The organism is Pantoea septica (assembly GCF_002095575.1).
GTDB lineage: Bacteria > Pseudomonadota > Gammaproteobacteria > Enterobacterales > Enterobacteriaceae > Pantoea > Pantoea septica.
Window position 1 is genome coordinate 19,008 of sequence record NZ_MLJJ01000036.1, and the last position, 23,780, is coordinate 42,787.

Below are 23,780 nucleotides of genomic sequence, written 5' to 3' on the forward strand. Positions count from 1 at the left end.
TGAATATGACGAATCATGTTGGCACCGTAGGCATTGTGATGCCGATGTATAACGCACGCCAGACGGTTTTACGCGCCGTGCAGTCGGTAATGAACCAGACCTGGCCGGACTGGCACCTTTACCTGATCAACGACAAATCTACCGATGATTCGCTGGCGCTGGTGCGCGAGCACTGTAACGATCCGCGCATTACCATTCTCGACAACGAGGTAAACCTCGGCGCGGCGGAGACCCGCAACGTCGGGCTGCGCGCGGCGAAAGAGGAGATTATCGCCTTCCTCGACAGCGACGACGAATGGCACGTCGACAAGCTGGCGCAGCAGGCGGCCGCCATCGCCTCTGGCGACGATTTCGTGATCACCGAATATCACTACAAAACCAAAAACGCCGATCACGACATCACCTATAGCAAACCTTACCTTCAGCAGGAAAACTTCGTGAAGAAGCAGTATCGCGTCTGCTTCTCCTCGGTCTGCTTCCGCCGTCCGCCGCAGGGGATTTTCTTCCAGCGTAAAGGGCACGAGGACTTCCTGTTCCTCTACGAACTCTTCACCCGCTACAAACAGGCGCGCGTGATTCAGAGCATTCTCGTCAACTATTACGAATTAGGCGATTCCCTTTCGCGCAACAAGAATAAAGCGGCGAAGTGGCACCTGGAATTATTAAGAATTATCTATAAAAACAATCCTTTAAAAATCTATTACTATTACGGCTGGTATATGGTGAACGGCGTACTGTTTACCCTTAAGCATCGATAACAGGATTGTCTTTTTACTCTTTTGAGGTGGGTAGCGTTAAATGAAAAAAATCGTCCTGGTGATCAAAGATGCCTATTCGTATGCCGGCACTGAGAACATCTGCAACTTTATGTCCGAGTGTCTGGGCGAAACGCACGACGTCACCATCTATTCGCTGGAAGGCAGCGGTAAAACCTTTTATCCCTTTGAGCACGTCAAAGAGATCGTCAGCTTCGAGGGACACAGCAATCCGATCAAAAGCATTGTCAGACGCATTCACAGCGAAGAGGTCGACAGCGTATTTCTGATCAGCATGGGCCGTCTGAGCGTGATGTTCGCTTTCTGGAGCCTGCTCTCCGGCAAGAAGAAGCGTTTCAAGGCCTATGCCTGCGAACATATCGCCATCAACTCCTTCAGCAAACCGATCAAACTCCTCAAGTACCTGCTGCTGCGCTACTACGATCGGGTCATCGTCCTGACCGACAAAGACCATCAGGTCTTCTCCCGCTGGCGCATTCCGAGCAAGCAAATTCCCAATCCGGTGGTGTACAAAGCGTTTGAGCGCACCTCGCGTAGCCGACAGGCGCTGGCGGTGGGCCGCCTCGATCACCAGAAAGGGTTCGATCTGCTGCTCGATATCTGGCGCGACTTCGCGCAAACCCATCCGGAGTGGACGCTGGTGATCGCCGGCGACGGCGAGCTGCGCCAGCAGCTGGAGGATCAGGCGGCGGCGCTCGGCATCACCGGCAGCGTCAAGTTCGCTGGCCGCGTCAGCAATATCAACGACTACTACCGCGACAGCGACATGGCGCTGATGACCTCGCGCTATGAAGGGCTGCCGCTGGTGCTGCTCGAAGCTAAATCCTGGTCGCTGCCGGTGGTGGCCTATGACTGCCCAACCGGTCCGCAGGAAATTATCAACCAGGGCGAAGATGGCTTCCTGGTGCCGATGAACGACAAAGCGACCTTCCTGGCGCGCATGGACCAGCTCGCCAGCGACGACGCGCTTTTCTACGCCATGAGTCAGAAAACTAAAATTACCGCGCTGAAATTCGACGGTAAGCAGATCAAGCAGAGCTGGCTGGCGCTGGTTTAACAGCGGCAAGGGACGGGCCTGATTGCAACGTGCCTCAGGGGACACTGTTATGGCCCATTGCGCGGCCCCATCGACTACGGGATTAGATGCATGAAAAGAAGAGAAGTCTTGCAGAGCGCAGCCTCCTCCATTGTTGCCGCACTCTCCGTCAGTGCGTTCTCCAGCCACGCCGCGAAAACCAGCGGCGTCGCCCTGAAAGCGGTCGACCCGGCGGCGGTGCCGAAAGGCGACGTGCCGATTCTGACGCCGGAGAACCTCTACGCCATGCCGCCGCAGTTCTGGCAGGGCTTCGAAGGGCAGCTCTGGATCGGCAAGGCGGGCAGCGACGCCAGCCAGGCTGGCAACCAGATCCCGGTTTTTCTGCGTGACGACAGCGGCAAGCTGGCGCAAATCACCCAGCCGATCGCGCTCAACAAAGGCAGCTTCGCCCGCTTCGTTCACGACAACGCCGCGCTGATCGCCGATCCGTCGCACTCGATGACGGTGAAAGACAAAGACGGCAACACGCTATTTAACATTCCCGACGTCAGCCGACCGGGACAGGCGGCGTTCAGCCAGCGTCTGGCGCAGCCGGGCGGCTATCAGCTGATTGGCGAGATCGCCTCGGTTGAAGAGCTGCGCAAAACCCGCCCGCTGTTCGAAGGGGCGAAAATCAAGCTGAAAAGCTGGCATGAAGGAATGGAAGTGGGCGGCGGCGAGTTTGTCGGCAGTTTCCAGAGCGTGAAAGACGACGGCGGCGTGAACTTCGCCGGCGAGGGCTTTCACTGGCGCCGCGTGGTAGACGATTTCAACCGCCTGTCGCTGTTCGACTTCGGCGCCATCGCCGACGGCGAAACCGACGCCGCGCCCGCCATCAAGGCGATGTACCAGTGGTCGGAACAGGCGCAGCAGCCTATCTGCGTGCAGTTTCCCGCCGGCACCTTCTTCGTCTCCGCCTGCGATTTCGGCAGCGAAGGGCGCCGCTTTTTCCGTATCTCCGGCGCGATGGTCAACTTCGGCTACTTCCCGGCCACCACCATCGTCTCCGACGGCCAGTCGGAGTTCATCTTCGACGTCAACGCGCGCTGGGTCGAGATCTCTAACCTGATTTTCAACGGCAACAGCGACAAGCGTCCCAATAAACAGGGGCTGTTTCGCAACACCTGCGACGGCGGCCAGTTCTTCCGCGGCGCCTGCCTGCGCTTTAACGCGGTGGGCGGCACTGCGCTCAGCCTGCTGGATACGCTCGACTGTAAAATCGACCAGTGGTACGCCTCGCGCTGCACCGGCGACGTGATCAAAGCGGGCTGGTCGGGCCGCAAGGCGGGCGCCTGGGATCACAGCACCGCTATCGAGCTTTCCAACTTCAACGCGCAGAACTGCCGCGGCGGCATGGTGCTCAACCTGCCGCGCTGCAGCCAGTCGATTATTCATAATGGCTGGATCGAGCACTGCGATCATCCGGGCGACATCTCCAACGGCCAGTGGATCGTCGATGCATTGAGCCTGGAAGATTGCAAAAACCCGCTGATTGCGCACAACTCGCGCCTCAATATGCGCCAGACCAATCTACAGTCCGGTAGCTGGATCGATAACTCCGATCAGGGCGAACGCTGGCTCAACGTCTGGGAGATGGGATCGACGCGCGTGGAGTCATACGGCGTCGCCATCGACGGCAGCCTGAAATACAACTACATCACCTCGCGCTGGCGGCTGGAGAACAACAGCGACCAGCAGACGTGGTTTGAGCTGGGCACGCTCTATTCGCCCTCTGTCGGCGACGCCTGGGAGATCGAAATCTTCGGCCAGTCGGAGTTCAGCAACGGCAGCACCAGCCAGCCGCTGATGAACCCGATCGCCGATCGCTCCACCGGCGGCCGCGCGGTGATCCAGGTGCAGCGCAAGAAGAGCAAGGCGGAAGCGAGCTGGTCTGCGGAGGGCAGCAGTCCGGTCGTCGAGGTGCGCTACGTCGCCGCCAACGACAGCGAAGTGCGTATTTTCGTGAAGCTGGCGGGCTGGACGCCGTCGGCGGTGGTGCTGATGAAGACCACCAGCAAAGACCGCTTCGCCACCGGCCGCTGTGCGCGCGTCAGCGCCAGCATGGAAAAAGCCTCACCGCCGTCCGGCAACGTGGCGGCGCCGCAGCGCTTCAGCCTGCATAACGGCAAAGCGGGCATCGGCGGCAACGAGCAGGGCGATCTGCTGCTGGCGTCGCGCGCGCTTGACGCCGGGCAGGTGGACACCAGCAAGCCGAAAGGCTTTATCTCGATGGTGATTAACGGCGAACAGTGCGCCGTGCCCTATTTCGCCTTGAAGGGCTAATAACCGTTTATCGCGCGCAGGGAGGCGCGCGAGCAGCACCCTCTGGAGCTTTCTTTAGCTTGCATATTGGTTTTTTTTTGAACGCAGAGTTTACTTTGCCCGTCAGGACAGGGCGGCTTGTTTACCCGACGCATCGCAGAGGTTCCGTCCGGGTAAAAAATTAAAAGAAATTTTTCGGAGTTGTTGATGAAAATTTTATTGGTGGGCAACCACACGTGTGGGAATCGCGGGGATGGCGCGATTCTCCGCGGGCTGATCGATTCAATACATGCCGCCCGCAGTGACATAGAGATTGATGTGATCAGCCGTTATCCAACGAGCTCTGGGTATTTGCTCCAGCAGGAGATTCAGCAGGACTCGCTGTTTCTGCACAACAGCAAAGCGGCGAAGGGGCTGATCGGCACGGTAAAGCGCAAGGTCGCCAACCGACTGATGCCGAACATTATGATGGCGCATCTCGGCAAAGGCGGCCCGTTTAAATCCTTTGCCGTACCGGCGCATCTGCAAACCTTCGCCGACAGCCTGAAGCAGTACGACGCCATTATCCAGGTCGGCGGCTCTTTCTTCGTCGATCTTTACGGCGTGACGCAGTTCGACCATGCGCTCTGCGCCCTGATGGCGAAAAAGCCGATCTATTTGATCGGCCATTCGGTCGGCCCTTTTCAGAATCCACGCGTCAACGCGCTGGCTAACTTTGTTTTTGACCGCGTCGATAGCCTGGTGCTGCGCGAGTCGGTCAGCCTCGACCTGATGAAAAAAGATGGCGTCACCACGCGGAAAGTCTCGCCGGGCGTCGACACCGCCTTTCTGGTGCGCGCGCGCAGCGTCGAGCAGCCGAGCCATAACCTGCTGCACTGGCAAAACATCATCAGCAGCCGCAAAACCATCGCCATTACCGTGCGCGAGCTGGCGCCGTTCGACAAGCGCCTGGGCGTGACGCAGCAAGAGTATGAAGCCGCCTTTGGCCGCGTGATCAACGCGATGATCGCCGAAGGCTATCAGGTGGTCGCCTTCTCCACCTGCACCGGCATCGACAGCTATGCCAAAGACGATCGCATGGTGGCGCTGACGCTGCGCGACAGCGTCGAGCGTCCGGAGAATTACCACGTCATCATGGATGAGTTCAACGACCTGGAGCTGGGCATTCTGCTGAGCCGCTGCCATCTCACCATCGGCACGCGCCTGCACTCCGCCATCATCTCCATGAACTTCGGCACGCCCGCCGTGGCTATCAACTATGAACACAAGTCGATGGGCGTCATGAATCAGCTCGGTCTGCCGCAGATGGCGACCGACGTGAAGAGCCTGATGGACGGCTCGCTGATCGGCAAAGTAAAAGAGGTGCTGGCGAATTACGACGGCATCAAGCAGCAGATCGATACGGCGGTTGCGCGCGAGCGCGAAGTCGGTAACCGGATCACAGAAGAGATCCTCAACGTATTGGGGTAATGCTATGAAACTGACTTTTTTCACCATGCGTTTCCCGGTCGCCTCTGAGACCTTCGTGCTGAACCAGGTGACCCATTTTATCGACGCCGGCTACGACGTCGAGATTATCTCCGTGTTCCCAGGCGATCTGGTGAACCGTCACGCGGCCTTCGACGAATATCAGCTGGCGGCGCGCACCCACTATCTGCTGCCGGAAGAGAAGGTCTCGAACCTCGACAAGCTCAACCAGCGCCTGAAGCTGGTGCTGCCGAAAGTGGCGAAACCGGCGCTGATCCGCTCGCTGAACGTGCGTCGCTACGGCGCGCAGTCCAGCAAGCTGCTGCTGCCCTCTATCGTGGCGAATACCCGCCAGCCCTATACCGCTGACGTATTCCTGGTGCACTTCGGCTATGCAGGCGCGCTGGCCAATAAGCTGCGCGAACTGGGCGTGCTGGTAGGCAAACAGGCGACGGTGTTCCACGGCGCGGATATTTCGCGTCGCCATATCCTGGAGGAGCATAAGCAGGATTACGTCAACCTGTTCGAACAGAGCGAGCTGCTGCTGCCGATTAGCCATCTGTGGGAGCGCAAGCTGATCGAGATGGGCTGCCCGCCGGAGAAGATCCACGTCACGCGCATGGGCATCGAGCCGGAGAAGTTCAACTTCGAGCCGCGCCAGGCGTTTCACTCGCCGCTGCGCATTGTTTCCGTGGCGCGTCTCACCGAGAAAAAGGGACTTGATGTGGCGGTGAAGGCCAGCGAGATCCTGAAGCAGCGCGGCGGCCAGTTCGAGTTCACCATTATCGGCAACGGCGATCAGGATCAGATGATGCGCGAGCATATCGCCAACGCCGGGCTGGAGGATTGCGTCAGCATGCCGGGCTTTAAGCCGCAGGAGGAGATTCGCGCCGCCCTGAGCGAGGCGGATATCTTCCTGCTGCCGTCGAAAACCGCCGCCGATGGCGATATGGAAGGCATTCCGGTCGCGCTGATGGAGGCGATGGCGGTGGGGCTGCCGGTGGTATCCACCTTCCACAGCGGCATTCCGGAGTTGATTGAGAACAACGTTTCAGGCTGGCTGGTGCCGGAAAACGACGCCGAGGCGCTGGCCGATACGCTCTTCAGGCTCTCTCAGGGCGATATCGACGTCGCGCCGGTCGTTGCGGCGGCGCGCCGCAAGGTCGAAACGGAGTTCAACCAACATATCGCTTACGGCGAGCTGGCGAGGCTGCTGGAGCAGCTGGCGTGAGCGGTTTGAAAAAACAGGCGATATGGCTGTTTGGCAGTACCTGTTTTGCCGCATTGCTGCAGGTGCTGCAGCTTAGCGTGCTGGCGCGCAAGCTGGAAGCGCACGAGCTGGGGCTGCTGGCGATAATTAACGCGATTCTGGCGGTCGCCACCGTGCTGCAGGATATGGGGATGAGCAGCTATATCGTGCATCGCCAGGAGATTAGCCGACGCGAGCAGAGCACCATTTACTGGGTCAACGTTTCGCTGAGCCTGGCAACCGGTCTGATCCTGATCGGCGTCGCCTGGCCCATCGCCTGGTTCTACCACCTGCCGGAGCTGGTGGGGCTGATTATGCTCACCAGCCTCAACTTCCTCGTGCTGGGGCACCTGTCGCAGTATCAGGCGCACTACATCAAAACCAAACGTATGGTGCTGCTGGCGAAAATCGAGATGGCCACCAAGCTGTTCGCTTTCGCCTGTACCGTAGCGATGCTCTACTTTACCTCGCTGACGGTGGCTGCGGCGATCCTTGGCCTGTTTATCAACGCCTTTACCCGCATCCTCTGTCTGATCGCTTTCGGCGAGAAGTCGTGGCGGCCGACCTGGGAGTTTGACAAAGCCACCTTTGTCAGCGCGGTGCGCTACGGCATCTATCAGCTCGGCTCGCAGACCATTAACCAACTGCGCACCCAGGCGGATGCGCTGATTGTCGGCAAGGTGATGGGCGCCGAGATGCTCGGCATCTACTCGCTGGCGAAAGAGCTGATCCTTCAGCCGCTCAAGCTGGTGTCACCGGTAATCAACCGCCTGGCGCTGCCGCGCTTCGCCGAGAAGCAGCAGGATCCGGAGCAGCTGAAAAAGCTGTTCCTGAAGGGCACTTTCGTCATCATGCTGTTCAGCAGCGCGATGTACCTCGCCATCGGCATTCTCTCGCCGGTGATTGTGCGCGTGCTGTATGGGGCATCGCACGAGCAGGTCTACCATCTGATCCCGCTGATGCTGCTGTTCGGCATGCTGCGGCCGATGGGCGGCTTGACCGGCGCGATTTCGCAGGCGAACGGGCGCACCAGCGTCGAGTTCTACTGGAATGTGGTGGCGAGTCTGGTGGTGCTGGCGGTGCTGGCGACCACCTTTATCTGGCCGAACGTGCTCTATGTGGCGCTGACGCTGTCGATCTCGCAGGTGTTGATCTCCGCCTTCGCCCACCCGTTCTTTATCAAGCCGGTGATCGGCATCCGCTTTATGCCCTACGCGCGACAGTGGGTGTCGGTATCGGCGATATTCATCGCGGTCATCGCGCTGGTAAGCCATTTCAACCTGTTCGTTAAGCCGGAGTGGTTTGAGGGCTGGCTCTGATCGGCGCGTTTCCTCTCGGGCGGCCAGCGTGCCGCCCGAGTCTTTTTTAGCCTGGCATCAACCTTCGCCGAACGGCATTACTAACGCAGGTTTTAACCCGGCGGTTAGCGCTTGTCTTTGCTCACTTTATGGCGCGCCTGAACAGTGGGAAAAAGATGAATTTCTAAGGGATGACAGGCATTTAGTGTCGGATTTTCGGATAAAGATTATACTTGCAGTTCTGGCCGATCCTGCATAATCGACCGCACGTATTCACTTCATGAAATGGAAAAAATATGACCAAGCTTAAAGCAGTAATCCCGGTTGCGGGTCTCGGTATGCATATGCTCCCGGCGACGAAAGCAATTCCAAAAGAGATGCTGCCTGTCGTTGATAAGCCGATGATTCAATACATCATTGATGAGTGCGTTGCTGCAGGCATCAAAGAGATCGTGCTGGTCACCCATGCTTCCAAAAATGCGGTGGAAAACCACTTCGATACCACTTACGAGCTGGAAGCGCTGCTCGAAGCGCGCGTAAAACGTCAGTTGCTGAGCGAAGTGCAGTCAATTTGCCCGCCGGGCGTGACCATTATGAACGTGCGTCAGGCGCAGCCGCTGGGCCTTGGCCACTCTATTCTGTGCGCCCGCCCGATGATCGGCGACAACCCCTTCGTCGTGGTGCTGCCGGACGTGCTGCTGGATGACTCCACCGCTGACCATCTGCGCTACAACCTTGCCGCTATGGTGGCGCGCTTCGAAGAGACCGGCCATAGCCAGGTGCTGGCGCAGCATATGCCGACCGCCGATCTCTCTGAGTACTCCGTCATCACCACCGAGCAGCCGCTGGATAACCCAGGCGACGTTAGCGCCATCACCGACTTCGTCGAGAAACCTGAAGAGCCGGCCCCGCTGAACTCCGATCTGGCTGCCGTCGGCCGCTATGTGCTCTCCGCCGATATCTGGGGCGAGCTTGAGCGCACCGAGCCGGGCGCCTGGGGCCGTATTCAGCTTACCGACGCTATCGCCAGCCTGAGCCAGAAGAAGCCGGTGGACGCCGCGCTGCTGATGGGTCGCAGCTTCGACTGCGGTCGTAAACTCGGCTATATGCAGGCGTTCGTTTCTTACGGCCTGCGCAGCAACGGCATGGGGCAGGAATTCCGCGCCGCCATTGAGAAAATTCTGGCAAAATAACTTTTTCTCACGTTTTGCCGCGCACCGACGCGGCAGCTTAGACAGGAGCACACATGGCTATTTTGGTAACGGGCGGGGCGGGATACATCGGCTCGCATACGGTGCTGGCGTTATTGCAGCGCGGCGACGACGTTGTAGTACTGGATAACCTGTGCAACGCCTCGCGCGAGGCGATTAATCGCGTTGAGAAGCTGGCGGGTAAGAAAGCGACCTTCGTTGAAGGCGATATTCGCGACCGCGCCTGCCTGCGCGATCTGTTCGCCAGCAACGATATCGCGGCGGTGATTCACTTCGCCGCGCTGAAAGCGGTAGGGGAGTCGACCCGCATGCCGCTGGAGTACTACGAGAATAACGTTGCCGGCACCGTGGTGCTGCTGGAAGAGATGCGCGCCGCTGGCGCCTATAACTTTATCTTTAGCTCTTCGGCCACCGTTTACGGCGCTGACGCCCCGGTTCCCTACGTGGAAACCACGCCGATTGGCGGCACCACCAGCCCTTACGGCACCTCCAAGCTGATGATTGAACTGGTGATGCGCGACTTCGCCTTCGCCGAACCGAAATTCAAAGCCATCGCGCTGCGCTACTTCAACCCGGTAGGCGCGCACGAGTCCGGCGAGATTGGCGAAGACCCGACCGGCATTCCCAATAACCTGCTGCCCTATATCGCGCAGGTGGCAATCGGTCGTCTGCCGCAGCTCGGCGTGTTCGGCGGCGATTACCCGACGCCGGATGGGACCTGTCAGCGCGACTACATTCACGTCGTCGACCTGGCGGAAGGGCATCTGAAAGCGCTTGACCATTTACCGAAGGTTGAAGGTTATAAGGCCTACAATCTCGGCGCGGGTAAAGGCTACTCGGTGCTGGAGATGATTAAGGCGTTTGAAGCGGCGTCCGGCAAGCAGATTCCTTACGAGATCAAACCGCGTCGCGACGGCGACCTGGCGGCCTTCTGGGCCGATGCGAGCCTGGCGGATAAAGAGCTGGACTGGCGCGTGACGCGCGGGATTGAAGAGATGATGCGGGATACGTGGAACTGGCAGAGTAAGAATCCGAATGGGTTTAGGTAGTTGAAAAGAAGGCGAACTCAGGTTCGCCTTTCTTATATTTGATTTGAATTATCTTATCAGACCTTTCTCACTATTCTGATTGCATCACCCTGATGCATCAGCAATCATCGCTTGCCTCTATAAATGCTCATTAGTTGAACTAACACCTGTGACATAAACGCATTTTATTCGTAATAGCTATACCTCAGTGATAGAATTTACGATTGTTGAATGATAAACCCACTTAAATAATTTCATTAATAAAGTGATATCAATCAACCAAATGCTGATTATGTAGCGGATTTACGTGATCAGTGAACTCATTCGGTCAAAGATAATCAGCATCGTGGGAGCTGTAACCCAGGGGCGGTAGCATGCTCTGAAAACTCTTATGATTGTCTGCTTTTTATTCAGGCGCCTATGCCTCAGATAGCTTGTCAGGAATAAACACGTTATGAAGATTCTTATCACTGGTGGTGCAGGTTTTATCGGTTCAGCGGTTGTGCGTCATGTAATCAACAATACAAATGATGAAGTCATAAACGTTGATAAACTTACCTATGCAGGCAATCTTGAATCGTTGAAAGAGGTGAACAGCAATCCACGCTACACCTTTAAGCAGATCGACATCTGCGACGGCCAGGCTATCACTGAAGCATTAAATGAATTTCAGCCTGATGCCATCATGCATCTGGCCGCTGAAAGCCATGTAGATCGCTCAATCACCGGCCCGGCTGAGTTTGTTCAGACTAACGTGGTGGGCACCTACGCACTATTAGAAGCGACCCGTCAATACTGGAGCGCATTGCCTGAAGCACGAAAAGCGGCATTTCGTTTCCACCATATTTCTACTGACGAAGTGTATGGTGATCTACCGCATCCGGATGAAATGGACGGCGATTTGCCGTTGTTTACCGAAGAAACCCCTTATGCACCCAGCAGTCCTTACTCCTCGACTAAAGCAGCCAGCGATCATCTGGTTCGCGCATGGGGGCGCACCTATAAATTGCCAGTGATTGTGACTAACTGCTCAAACAACTATGGTCCTTACCACTTCCCGGAAAAACTCATTCCGCTGATTATCAGCAATGCGCTGGAAGGCAAACCTTTACCTATTTATGGTAAAGGCGACCAGATTCGCGACTGGCTCTATGTCGAAGATCATGCGCGTGCGCTCTATACCGTAGTTAAAAATGCTAAAACTGGCACCACGTATAATATTGGTGGACACAACGAAAAGAAAAATATCGATGTTGTGATGAAAGTCTGCGAATTGCTAGATGAACTGCGTCCAAAAGAAACGCCTTACCGCGACCAGATTACTTACGTTCAGGATCGGCCGGGTCACGATCGTCGCTACGCGATCGATGCCGCTAAAATTGAAAAGGATTTGGGCTGGAAACCGGAAGAGACTTTTGAAACGGGCCTGAAGAAAACGGTCGAATGGTACCTCAACAATTCAGAGTGGGTTGAACACGTAAAAAGCGGTGCATATCAGAACTGGATCGAAGAAAACTACGAGAAGCGTAGCTAATGAATATACTTCTTTTTGGTAAAAATGGGCAGGTAGGCTGGGAATTGCAGCGTGCCTTGGCTCCGCTGGGTAAGGTTGTGGCGCTGGACCGTCATTCAAGCCACCACTGTGGTGATCTGACAAATCCAGAAGGCATTGCGAAAACGGTGCGGGATATCAAACCCGACGTGATTGTGAATGCTGCGGCCTATACCGCTGTAGATAAGGCAGAAAGTGACTTGCACAATGCCGAGTTGATTAATGCCGTCAGTGTGGAGGCGCTGGCATGTGCAGCGCGTGATGTGAACGCTTTGCTGGTTCATTACTCCACCGACTATGTTTTCGATGGCAGCGGTGAGCGCCCGTGGAGGGAAGACGATATCACTTCTCCCCTCAATGTCTATGGCAAAACTAAGCGGCAGGGCGAAGAGGCAATAATTGCGCATGTGCCTAACTATCTCATCTTTCGCACTAGTTGGGTATACGCGGCAAAAGGCAACAATTTTGCCAAGACCATGATCCGTTTGGCACAGGAACGAGAAACGCTATCTGTAATTAACGATCAGTATGGCGCACCAACTGGTGCCGAGTTGATTGCTGATTGTACCGTGCATGCAATCAAAGCAACTTTGGCTCAGCCAGAAAAAGCAGGGATCTACAACTTAATTGCCTCAGGCGTTACAACCTGGCACGAGTATGCAGAATTGGTTATTGGGTATGTCCGGGAGAGGGGACTGCCACTAAAGATCACTGCAATTAATACTGTGGATACTACAGCGTTTCCAACACCCGCTAAGCGTCCTTCTAACTCTAGACTCAATACTGAAAAACTGACTACCGCATTTGGTTTAACACTGCCGGAATGGCAACAAGGTGTTATTCGTATGTTGAATGAACTATATGACTGAGTCATTTCAGGTACTGTAAAATTCTAAGGGTAACGTTGTGAAAAGTAAAAAGGGAATAATTCTTGCAGGCGGCTCAGGTACGCGCCTCTATCCGGTTACAATGGCGGTAAGTAAACAACTTCTGCCTATATATGACAAACCGATGATCTATTATCCGCTCAGCACGCTTATGCTTGCAGGCATCCGTGACATTTTGATCATCAGTACTCCGCAAGATACCCCTCGATTTGAAAGCCTGTTAGGTGATGGCTCTCAGTGGGGTCTTAATCTGAAATACATTGTTCAGGAAAGACCGGATGGTCTGGCACAAGCATTTATTCTGGGTGAAGAGTTTATTGGTGACGATAATTGCGCATTGATACTTGGCGATAACATCTTCTACGGTCATGATTTGCATAAGCAGCTTAAAGATGCATCTGATAAAGAGAAGGGTGCGACGGTCTTTGCCTATCATGTTCATGATCCAGAGCGCTATGGCGTTGTGGAGTTCAATGAATCTGGCAAAGCCATTTCACTGGTAGAAAAGCCAACAGAGCCGAAAAGCAGTTATGCCGTGACTGGTCTGTATTTCTATGACAACAGCGTGGTTGAATTGGCGAAGAATCTAAAACCTTCTCTACGTGGTGAACTGGAAATTACCGATATCAACAATTTATATCTGGAGAAAGGCGAGCTGTCGGTTTCTATTATGGGCCGTGGCCATGCGTGGTTGGATACCGGCACGCATCAAAGTCTGATTGAAGCAAACAACTTCATTCAAACTATTGAGACCCGCCAAGGGCTAAAAGTTGCTTGCCCGGAAGAGATTGCATTTCGTATGGGATTCATTGATGCTGAAAAGCTCAAAGAGCTGGCGAAACCGCTACTTAAAAATGATTATGGTAAATATTTGATGGCCTTGTACAACGGGAAGCTATAATGAAAATTATTGATACAGAAATCCCTGACGTTAAGATTATAGAGCCATCAGTATTTGGTGATGAACGTGGTTTCTTCATGGAAACGTGGCAGCAAAAGAAATTTGAAGAACAAGTTTCACCACGAACTTTTGTTCAGGATAACCATTCAAAATCTTCAAAAGGAATTTTGCGTGGTTTGCACTACCAGACTGTAAATACTCAAGGCAAGCTTGTACGGGTAGTTGCAGGCGAAGTTTTTGATGTGGCTGTTGATATGAGAAAGTCATCACCTACATTTGGGAAATGGGTGGGCGTATACCTTTCAGCTGAAAATAAGCGGCAACTATGGGTACCAGAAGGTTTCGCTCACGGTTTTTATGTAACTTCTGAAAGTGCTGAGTTTGTTTACAAATGCACCGATTATTACAATCCTCATCATGAGCATTCTCTGCTATGGAATGATTCATATCTGAATATCAATTGGCCGATCTCTGAAGGTGATAGTCCTGCTCTTTCCGCGAAAGATAAAAACGGAATAAAATTTTCACAAGCAGTAACCTTTGATTGATTCCTAAAACTAAGGATGCGTTAATTACGCATCCTTTTTATGTAGCTAACGATGATGAGCAATAAAGGTAAAGTGAGTATTCTGATGGGTACTTACAACGGTGAGAAATATTTAGCAGAGCAACTTCAGTCAATTGCTTCACAGACGTACACTAACTGGAAGCTTATAGTTTCTGATGATGGTTCAACAGATAGTACCTGTAAAATTATTGAGCAATTTGCGCTAAGCTATCCTGATAAAGTCGTACTACATAAAGGACCAGGGAAAGGGTTTGCAGCGAACTTTCTAAATATGTTGCAACGTAGCGATATAATTTCCGAATTTTATGCATTCTGTGATCAAGATGATATTTGGCTGGATGGCAAGCTTGAAACTGCTGTCATGCAATTAAACTCAGTGCCGCAAAACAAATACAAATTATATGGCTCGCGCACTAAATTAATCGACTCATATGGAAATTTTATAGGTTATTCACCGTGCTTTACGAAAGCATTAAGCTTCAATAATGCACTTTTACAGAGCTATGCTGGCGGAAATACCATGGTATTTAGTCGGGGATTAAAGCAACTTTTTGAAACGTTTCCTGTCGACTTAAAAATTGTCTCCCACGATTGGATTCTTTACATTATCTGCAGTGCTATGAATGGCGCTGTTATTTATGATAAAGAACCTAAAATCCTTTACAGACAGCATGGAGGTAATCTTGTGGGAAGTAACAGCAGTTTGCTGTCAAAAGTTAAAAGATTTAATCGACTTTTTGCTGGGGAATTCAAAACCTGGAGCAAAATGAACTGCATAGCGCTGGATTGTATTAAAGAGAAAATGCCAAATGAAAATCAGACCAATTATGTTAGGTTCAACTCGCTAAAAAAAGGTCTGGTAAAAAGGATTGCTGGTTTTATATTTGGCGGTTTTTATAGGCAAAGCTTCGTTGAGACATGTGCATTTTTTATCATGAACGTCTTTAGAAAATTGATTTAACCAATGATGGTGTAAATATGAAACGAATAGTTTTTATGATTATCAGATTTTTTCTGAAGATAGTGATTTATTGTTACTATGGTGTTCTGTCAATTCGCGATGGTATTAAGACAAAAAAATATACCAATGTAATAATTAAAAGGGATTTTGTAGGGGGTAAGATAATGCTTATTGCTCTCTATGAAAAAACATCGCTAAGAAATGATACTCTTGAACTGTTGCAAGAGGCTAAACGAAACAATATTTTCATTGTTGCGGTTAACACGTTAAAGCTTGATGAAGTTAATTATCCAAATGATTTAGCGGATGTTTACATCGAACGTGATAATTATGGTAGGGATTTTGGCAGCTACAAAACTGGGATGAAGTATTTTTTTGAAAATAATTTTCAAGAAAAATGTGAACGTCTTCTTATAATCAATGATAGCGTTTTTTTCTCAAAAATAGGTTTGGCTGATTTTGTCAGAAATTTGTTTGAAAGTCAGGTCGAAGTATTAGGAGCGACAGAGAATAGTCAGCACTCTCATCATTTAGGTTCATTCTGTATTTCTATGGCAGGGAAAATAACCAGAAATGATAAGTTTAAAAAATTCTGGTATGACTACAAAGCTTCAAATGTGAGACCCCTGGTAATCAAGCGAGGTGAGTTCGGTTTAAGTAAACTGCTTAAATCTCTGGTCAGTTCTGAGCAGGAATTCAAATCGCTATTCAATGTATCTTTCATGGAGCGTCAGTTAAGAGAAAATCATGATTTTTACAAAAATTATTACTATTACCGACGTGAGGGTGTTAGAGGCTGGGCAAACCGTTCTATAACAGAGATGCTTGCTAATGATGAAATATTATCTTCATATTATAATAAATATTTGATTCAGTATGAGCATCTTCCTGAGCCAGGGTTTTACCAACAAAACAACTTAGTGGCTAAATCTTCGACTACGGATATGACGACGCTAGCGGCTAAAAATATTGATTATCTGGAAGCTGTAAACTTCTTCAGGACTTATAGTAATAATGAAATCATTCTTGATAAAGCGTTCAAACAACGTGTTATAGCCCTATATCTTGATGAATTTACCATGGGTTCTCAAATTCATGTCAATTGCCTGGCTTTACACCACATTGGCTTGCCAATTATAAAGCTGGATTTAATGTTCCGTTGCGTATGCAGCATGAATGACATTATCAAGCTTAGAGATCAACTTGATGAGTCACAGCAAGAAGAGTTTATGACTTTAATACTAGCTCGCCTTTGTGGTGATAAGTTCCTCGTCGGTTTAAACCGTCTGGCATACCAATTTGGAATTTTGTAATGTCGAATAAGCAAAAATCAGTCGGGTGGGATGATTTCACCTCTGCTTTGAAAAGTTTCCATGTTGTGAAAGTAATGGGCGGTCAGGACATCCGCATGCGTTATAAACGCTCCAAAATGGGGCCATTCTGGATTACTATCAGTATGGCCGTAATGATTACCACTATGGGATTAGTATTCGGCAATTTATTTAAAACAAACGTCAGAGAGTTTTTACCTTATTTGACATTGGGCTTGATAACATGGACATTTATTCTTAGCTCTATCTCTGAAGGATGTGATGCCTTAATCTCATCTGAAGGTATAATTAAGCAGTTACCAGTACCTTTACATGTACATGTCATGCGCGTGGTTTGGAAAAATTTCTTAATATTCCTTCATAACATTGTTATCTTCCCGTTTGTATTACTTGCTGTGCATAAAAGCCTAAGCTGGACTGTGCTGTTAGCGGTCCCTGGCTTTATATTGCTTGTAATAAATTTAACGTGGATACTTATGGTCCTTTCAATGATTTGTGCTCGTTTTCGTGACATGACACAAATTGTAATGAGTATCATGCAAGTCATTTTCTATCTGACACCTGTGATCTGGATGCCTAAGCTACTATCTCATAGTTCTGCTGCTGTATTGCTAAATTTCAATCCGCTTTACCATCTTATTGATTTAGTGCGCAGCCCTCTATTAGGTGAGGTGCCGATGACAAGCAGTTATATTATCGCAGCTGTAATGGCAGTAGTTGGTTTAACTTTTTCTATTTCAATGACCAGTAAATTTAAATATCGTGTTCCTTATTGGGTATAATTCAATGGCAACTATTAAATTTGAAAATGTCGGCATTGATTTCCCTATTTTCGATGCGCGCGCAAGATCTATAAAAAAGAACTTCATAAATTTTGCCACAGGTGGAAAAGTTGGTCAGCATGACGGAAAAGTGGTTGTTTCTGCCTTAAATAATCTTAATTTTGAGATTAAAGATGGAGAGAGAGTTGGCTTAATTGGGCATAATGGTGCTGGTAAAACCACGTTACTGCGTATGTTTAGTAAGGTCTATCACCCTACAAGCGGGCGGGCCACCATTACTGGAGATATCGGTTCATTAATTTCAATTTCTCTTGGTATAAATCAGGAGTTTACAGGAAGAGAAAACATCTTCATTCGTGGTGCACTGCTGGGCCTCAGAAAGAAAGAAATTGAGGCGCGCATTGAAGAAATAATTGATTTTACTGATCTTGGCGATTTTATTGATATGCCAGTCAGAACATACTCATCTGGTATGCAAATGCGCCTTGGGTTTAGTGTCAGTACAATTTTCACACCAGAAATTTTGCTAATGGATGAGTGGCTATCTGTTGGTGATGAAGGCTTTAAAGAGAAAGCTGAAACAAGATTAACTAATATTATCAATTCGACCAAAATTTTAATTCTTGCCAGTCACAGTAATGAGTTGTTAAGGAAAACCTGTACAAGAATTCTGTGGCTTGAGCATGGCACCGTTAAAATGGACGGCTCGCCTGAAGAAGTACTACCACTTTATTTTAAATCGAATATACAAAGAGGCGATTTATTAGCCAATACCTAAACCTGCATAGTTTTTGAGTGTTTGATAAGCGCACCATTGACTACTTCAAATGCAGACAGATGGGTTAACATATTTGCACTTCAATCACAAATCTGAGTTTGTGATGGTAACTTCAGACAGGAGTAAAAAATGTCCAAGCAACAGATCGGCGTTGTAGGTATGGCAGTTATGGGCCGCAACCTAGCTCTTAACATTGAGAGCCGCGGTTACACTGTTTCAATCTTCAACCGTTCACGCGAAAAGACTGATGAAGTCATCGCTGAGAACCAGGGCAAGAAGCTTGCTCCTTTCTACACCGTTGAAGAGTTTGTCGAATCGCTGGAAAAACCACGTCGCATTCTACTGATGGTTCAGGCGGGTGAAGCAACCGATAAGACCATCGCTTCACTGACACCACATCTGGATAAAGGCGATATCCTAATCGATGGCGGTAACACCTTTTATAAAGACACCATTCGTCGCAACAAAGAGTTATCCGATCAAGGCTTCAACTTCATCGGTACCGGCGTTTCCGGCGGTGAAGAAGGTGCATTGAAAGGACCATCTATCATGCCTGGCGGCCAGAAAGAAGCATATGAGCTAGTTGCACCAATTCTTGATAAGATTGCGGCACGTGCTGAAGATGGCGAAGCCTGTGTGGCCTATATCGGTCCAAATGGTGCAGGTCACTATGTGAAGATGGTTCACAACGGTATCGAATATGGTGACATGCAGCTGATTGCAGAAGCCTACGCACTGTTGAAAGGCGCGTTGGGTCTCAACAACGAAGAGCTGGCTGCAACCTTTACCGACTGGAATAACGGCGAGCTGAGCAGCTACCTGATCGACATCACCAAAGACATCTTCACTAAGAAAGATGAAGAGGGTAAATACCTGGTTGATGTTATTCTGGACGAAGCTGCTAACAAAGGCACCGGTAAATGGACCAGCCAGAGTTCACTGGATCTCGGCGAACCTTTGTCACTGATCACCGAGTCTGTCTTTGCCCGTTACCTCTCCTCGCTGAAAACCCAGCGCGTAGCGGCCTCTAAAGTACTGAGCGGCCCGCAGGCTAAAGCATTTACCGGGGACAAAGCAGATTTTATCGAGAAAGTTCGTCGTGCTCTCTATTTAGGTAAAATCGTCTCTTATGCACAGGGATTCTCTCAACTGCGTGCAGCTTCAGAAGAGAATAACTGGGATCTGCAATACGGTGAAATCGCAAAGATCTTCCGTGCTGGCTGCATCATCCGCGCCCAGTTCCTGCAGAAAATCACTGATGCATATGAAGCAGATGCGGGCATCGCTAACCTGCTCCTGGCTCCGTACTTCAAAGATATCGCCGATCAGTATCAGCAAGCGCTGCGTGATGTAGTTTCTTACGCCATTCAAAACGGCATCCCGACACCGACTTTCTCTGCAGCGATTGCTTACTACGACAGTTATCGTTCAGAAGTACTGCCTGCTAACCTGATTCAGGCGCAGCGTGACTACTTTGGTGCGCATACCTACAAGCGTGTCGATAAAGAAGGTGTGTTCCATACTGAATGGCTTGATTAACATTCTTACTTTTAAGGCTTCTTTATGAAGCCTTATTTTATTATTTCACTTTTATGGTGATAATTATTTTTCGTGAATTACGAATATTATTTTTACTATCTTTCTACTCCCACTCTTATGAATCATAATTCATTTATGCGAAAACTAAGCGTGGGTTGTAATTTCTTTTTTTTAAGGCTACCTTTGGGATTTAAGGAAGAAATGAACTCATCCAAAAAAAACGTTGACTCATCGATTGATTTATTTAGTGATTTACAGATCTTAACTGAAGATATAAATCGATATCCTAATTATTCACTGAATACTATATCATTCATGAGTCCGGTCGAACTCACCCTTTCTGCCTGGCATGAGCATATTCCATTTGCATTCTGGCTGATTAACGCTCACAGACCACGAGTATTAGTTGAGCTCGGTACACATTATGGCTCGTCGTACTTTGCATTTTGTCAGGCGATAGACCAATTAAATCTATCCACGAAAAGTTATGCGGTGGATATGTGGAAAGGGGATGAGCATGCGGGGTTTTATGGGGAGAATGTTTATAGCTCAGTCGAGTCGCATAATAAGCATTTATATTCTCGTTTTTCTACGCTTATGCGTACATCTTTTGATGAAGCGTCAGAGCATTTTTCTGAGGGTGAAATTGATCTGCTCCATATTGATGGGTATCATACTTATGAAGCAGTGAAAAATGATTTTGAGGTCTGGCTTCCTAAATTATCTAATCGTGGTGTTGTGGTATTTCACGATAGTAATGTGCGTAAAGACGATTTTGGTGTTTACAAATTTGTATCTGAATTAAGAAAAAAATATCCTTGTTTTGAATTTTCACACGGACATGGCTTAACAATTATAGGTGTAGGGGCAGATCAAACTGCCACGATGATTCAACTTTTTTCTGCTGATAATAATGCCAATAAAGTCAGGCATATTCAAACAATTTTCTCAAGATTGGGAAAAGCTTGTGCTGATGAGTACGAAGTAAAAAAATTAAGCTTGAATTTGACCGTCAGAAATTAGAACTTAAAGATGCATTTGGTAAGATAAAAGATGTACTAGATAAAACAAATGATTTAAATGAAAAAAATAGTGATTTAGAATCAGAAATATCAAATATTCGTCAAAATCTGGAAATCCGTCTGGATGAAAATGATTATTTAAGATCGGAACTACTTAAATTACAAGAAAGTAACGTTAAGATACAAGAAAGAAACATTGAACTGCAAGAAATTAACGTTGTAACGGATAGCAAACTCAGCCTCAGACAAGAAGAAATACAAAAAATTTTGAGTTCTACGTCATGGCGCGTGACTAAGCCACTAAGATTTCTTAGGCGTCTCATAAATTATTTTATTCGGAAAGCGCGTTTTTATATTTCACAGCGCCAACATAAAATAAGTGATAATCCACAAGTCCCCAATGGGGAATTTGTGGATTTCGATAGAAAATGGTATCTCTCAAATTATTCTGATATAGGCGATTCCGGCATTGATCCCTACACGCATTATTTGGAATATGGTCGATATGAAGGACGTTATCCTTCAGAGCAAGCATTAAAAAATGCATGCGCACCTGATTTAGATGAAGAATGGTATCTCAGTACTTATACTGATGTTAAAAGCGCAGGTCTTAGCGCATTAAATCATTACATTCAGTACGGTCGCATTGAGGGTCGATTCTCATCTTTGGCTCGACTTTATGCGCAAGACTTTGACGAAAAATGGTATGTTGAACAGTATCCTGACGTTGCAGCTGTTGGCATTGATCCATTAGAACATTTCCTTTTATATGGCTGCGCTGAGGGTCGCAAACCTTGCGCCAGACCACGCATGCTTGAGGCACCATATTTCCGCTATGGGCCTTCTGAATATGGAGCCAAAGACGCTCCGCTATTGATGGACGCTGATGTTCGTCTAAATGATAAATTCTCTAAAAGAATAGGTGTGCATTTACATCTTTATTACATTGACCTTGCCCAAGAGTTTATTAAGTATCTTGATAACATTCCTGTTGAATCTGACCTCTTTATTTCAATTCCTGAAGGTAAATATAACGCTCCTGACTGCGAAGATATTTTTACTACATCTTTACAGCTGTTAAATAAGATAACTGTTAAAGAAACAAAAAATGTTGGAAGAGATATTTATCCATTTATTGTTGTTTTTGGACAGGAACTTCTTAATTACGATCTTATTCTTCACTTACATTCAAAGAAATCCCCGCAGTCTAAAACTAGAGGATGGCGCAGATTCCTCCTTCACTATACTCTCGGAAATAGAGCTATAGTGACACAAATTCTAAATGCTTTTGATGATGATCAGCGCTTGGGGGCTTTTTTTCCCGCGTATTTCCATGCAGTGACCAGACAACCACAGTGGGGGGGGAATGGCTCAATAGTTGAAAAGCAACTACAAAATCTTGGGTTAGAATACGATATGACTTATTGCCCTGATTATCCGGCTGGCTCCTTCTTTTGGGCCAGATCTGAAGCCTATAGGTCAATATTAGATGGGAAATATGAAATTAGTGACTTTGACGAGGAACAAGGCCAATTTGATGGCACCTTGGCACATGGATTTGAACGATTGTTTGGGGTGTTGCCTCTTCTGCAAAATTATACGACAAGAATAAGTTTTGTTGATCGAGATTATCGACTTTTAAACTACTTTGATAAAGAAAGATTTGCGACTTTCGAAAATAATACTTTACCTCATTTCGAAAAAGATCGCAGTGATGATATCTTGACCTATCAAAAAGAAAGAAGTGTAAGATTACAGAAAAAATCAAAAATCGCTTTTGTTACTGCAATTATCGGCAACTTTGATTCACTATTTTTACCAAAGTATCTTGAAAATGAAGTCGATTACTATTGTTTCTCTGACACGCTATCAGATGGATATGGGATTTTCCAGATTTATAAGCCCCCTTACATTGACGCTGATCCACGTCGTACTGCACGCTACATAAAAACCAATTTGCTGAAATACATTGAAGGCTATGATTATGTTGTATGGGTTGATGCAAATATTGAAGTTAACGTAAAGATTACGGAAATTGTTCAAAGAGTATCAAATTCTTCACATACATTAGGAGCCATTCAACATCCAGTCAGGAATGATTTATTTGAAGAAGCTTCGGAGATTATTTCCTGGGAGCTTGACGATGTAGATGTAGTAAAAGAGCAAACAGCCCGATATGAGTATATTCATAATCTTCGCTTTGAACTACTTATAGAGAGCAATGTTTTAGTAATGGATGCCCGTGACGAAAAAATCCATAATTTCATGCGTATCTGGTGGAATGAAATAAATAATTTCAGTCGACGTGATCAACTAAGTATTGGTTATGCTTTGAAAGAAGCAAAGGTCACATGGCAACCTCTGCTGGATGAACAGCAGTCAACGCGTGATTCGCATGAATTTGCATTATTTCTTCATGGCATTAATGAGTGGGGGCCCAAACCACACATCTATTCTTCATGGTATCAACCTTCTCCAAAAAAGATTCATGATATAAATGTTATAAATTCAACCAGTGTAGATGGCGAACAACTAAACCTGGATATTGTTGTTTGTATTCATAATGCTTTAGAGGATGTTCGTGCTTGCCTTGACTCACTTGCTGAGTTTTTATCAACGGCACATATTATTTTAGTGGATGACGCTTCTGATAACGAAACTAGACTATTTTTGGAGGAGTATGCGGCGCAAAATTCTGTCACTTTATTGCGACAGGAAGAGCGTCTCGGCTATACTAAAACATCAAATAATGGTATTCGGTCAGGTAATAATCAGAACGTTCTGTTACTAAATAGTGACACTATTGTTCCGTCAGGCTCATTAAATAAACTCTGCTCCGCACTAAACAATCAGCCTAACTTGGGTGTAGTAGGACCATTATCTAATGCAGCAAGTACTCAATCAGTACCCTCTATAACCGGGTCTGAAGGGCAGACTGCGATCAATGTTTTGCCTGCAGAATTATCCCCTACGGACATTGACCTTTACTTCGAAAGAAACTGGGATCAGGAACTGGTGAGAGTCCCATTGGTACACGGATTCTGTTTTATGGTTAAGCGTGCTGTATTCGAGCAGGTAGGTTTATTCGATGAA

At 48.4% G+C, this 23,780-nt stretch carries 19 protein-coding genes; all 19 read left to right on the forward strand.

Annotated elements, in window-relative coordinates:
- The first annotated feature begins 5 nt into the window (after positions 1-5).
- Entirely contained in the window at positions 6-758 is a 753-nt protein-coding gene (locus tag HA46_RS16765) for a glycosyltransferase family 2 protein (protein ID WP_033750743.1), read from the forward strand.
- A gap of 40 nt (positions 759-798) precedes the next feature.
- Positions 799-1,833 (forward strand): glycosyltransferase, encoded by a 1,035-nt coding sequence (locus HA46_RS16770; RefSeq protein ID WP_084885514.1) that lies wholly within the window; start codon positions 799-801, stop codon positions 1,831-1,833.
- 90 nt (positions 1,834-1,923) lie between these two features.
- Complete coding sequence (locus HA46_RS16775) at positions 1,924-4,134, forward strand: phage tailspike protein (RefSeq protein ID WP_084885517.1); 2,211 nt, start codon at positions 1,924-1,926, stop codon at positions 4,132-4,134.
- 186 nt (positions 4,135-4,320) lie between these two features.
- The gene (gene wcaK / locus HA46_RS16780) at positions 4,321-5,583 is read left to right on the forward strand and encodes a colanic acid biosynthesis pyruvyl transferase WcaK (protein ID WP_084885520.1); all 1,263 of its coding nucleotides are present in this window, start codon (positions 4,321-4,323) and stop codon (positions 5,581-5,583) included.
- 4 nt (positions 5,584-5,587) lie between these two features.
- A complete protein-coding gene (locus tag HA46_RS16785) occupies positions 5,588-6,811 on the forward strand; it encodes a glycosyltransferase (RefSeq protein ID WP_033791533.1) in 1,224 nt (407 codons plus the stop codon).
- Entirely contained in the window at positions 6,808-8,148 is a 1,341-nt protein-coding gene (locus HA46_RS16790) for an MOP flippase family protein (RefSeq protein ID WP_033791532.1), read from the forward strand. The genes HA46_RS16785 and HA46_RS16790 overlap by 4 nt, the downstream gene beginning before the upstream one ends.
- A gap of 275 nt (positions 8,149-8,423) precedes the next feature.
- Positions 8,424-9,320, forward strand: coding sequence for a UTP--glucose-1-phosphate uridylyltransferase GalF (galF, locus tag HA46_RS16795; protein WP_033791531.1), 897 nt, complete (start codon positions 8,424-8,426; stop codon positions 9,318-9,320).
- 53 nt (positions 9,321-9,373) lie between these two features.
- Positions 9,374-10,387 (forward strand): UDP-glucose 4-epimerase GalE, encoded by a 1,014-nt coding sequence (gene galE, locus HA46_RS16800; protein ID WP_084885523.1) that lies wholly within the window; start codon positions 9,374-9,376, stop codon positions 10,385-10,387.
- Positions 10,388-10,820: 433 nt separating this feature from the next.
- Positions 10,821-11,900 carry a dTDP-glucose 4,6-dehydratase gene (gene rfbB, locus HA46_RS16805; protein ID WP_084885526.1) on the forward strand — a complete coding sequence of 360 codons (1,080 nt, stop codon included), beginning with the start codon at positions 10,821-10,823 and terminating at the stop codon, positions 11,898-11,900.
- Complete coding sequence (gene rfbD / locus HA46_RS16810; RefSeq protein ID WP_084885528.1) at positions 11,900-12,787, forward strand: dTDP-4-dehydrorhamnose reductase; 888 nt, start codon at positions 11,900-11,902, stop codon at positions 12,785-12,787. Before rfbB ends, rfbD begins: the two co-directional genes overlap by 1 nt.
- Before the next feature lie 37 nt (positions 12,788-12,824).
- The gene (gene rfbA / locus HA46_RS16815; RefSeq protein ID WP_084885531.1) at positions 12,825-13,706 is read left to right on the forward strand and encodes a glucose-1-phosphate thymidylyltransferase RfbA; all 882 of its coding nucleotides are present in this window, start codon (positions 12,825-12,827) and stop codon (positions 13,704-13,706) included.
- A complete protein-coding gene (rfbC, locus tag HA46_RS16820) occupies positions 13,706-14,254 on the forward strand; it encodes a dTDP-4-dehydrorhamnose 3,5-epimerase (protein WP_084885534.1) in 549 nt (182 codons plus the stop codon). Before rfbA ends, rfbC begins: the two co-directional genes overlap by 1 nt.
- Positions 14,255-14,338: 84 nt before the next feature.
- A complete protein-coding gene (locus HA46_RS16825) occupies positions 14,339-15,235 on the forward strand; it encodes a glycosyltransferase family 2 protein (protein ID WP_158086846.1) in 897 nt (298 codons plus the stop codon).
- A gap of 17 nt (positions 15,236-15,252) precedes the next feature.
- Positions 15,253-16,548: a rhamnan synthesis F family protein gene (locus HA46_RS16830; protein WP_084885539.1), complete on the forward strand. Its 1,296-nt coding sequence runs from the start codon at positions 15,253-15,255 to the stop codon at positions 16,546-16,548.
- Positions 16,548-17,348 (forward strand): ABC transporter permease, encoded by an 801-nt coding sequence (locus HA46_RS16835; protein ID WP_084885543.1) that lies wholly within the window; start codon positions 16,548-16,550, stop codon positions 17,346-17,348. The genes HA46_RS16830 and HA46_RS16835 overlap by 1 nt, the downstream gene beginning before the upstream one ends.
- A gap of 4 nt (positions 17,349-17,352) precedes the next feature.
- Entirely contained in the window at positions 17,353-18,126 is a 774-nt protein-coding gene (locus tag HA46_RS16840) for an ABC transporter ATP-binding protein (protein WP_084885545.1), read from the forward strand.
- 129 nt (positions 18,127-18,255) lie between these two features.
- Positions 18,256-19,665 carry an NADP-dependent phosphogluconate dehydrogenase gene (gndA, locus tag HA46_RS16845; protein WP_084885547.1) on the forward strand — a complete coding sequence of 470 codons (1,410 nt, stop codon included), beginning with the start codon at positions 18,256-18,258 and terminating at the stop codon, positions 19,663-19,665.
- 201 nt (positions 19,666-19,866) lie between these two features.
- Positions 19,867-20,688, forward strand: coding sequence for a class I SAM-dependent methyltransferase (locus tag HA46_RS16850; protein ID WP_244277533.1), 822 nt, complete (start codon positions 19,867-19,869; stop codon positions 20,686-20,688).
- Between the two features lie 410 nt (positions 20,689-21,098).
- Positions 21,099-23,780 (forward strand): rhamnan synthesis F family protein (locus HA46_RS20920; RefSeq protein ID WP_143807653.1); only part of this gene is annotated, 2,682 nt, incomplete at its 3' end.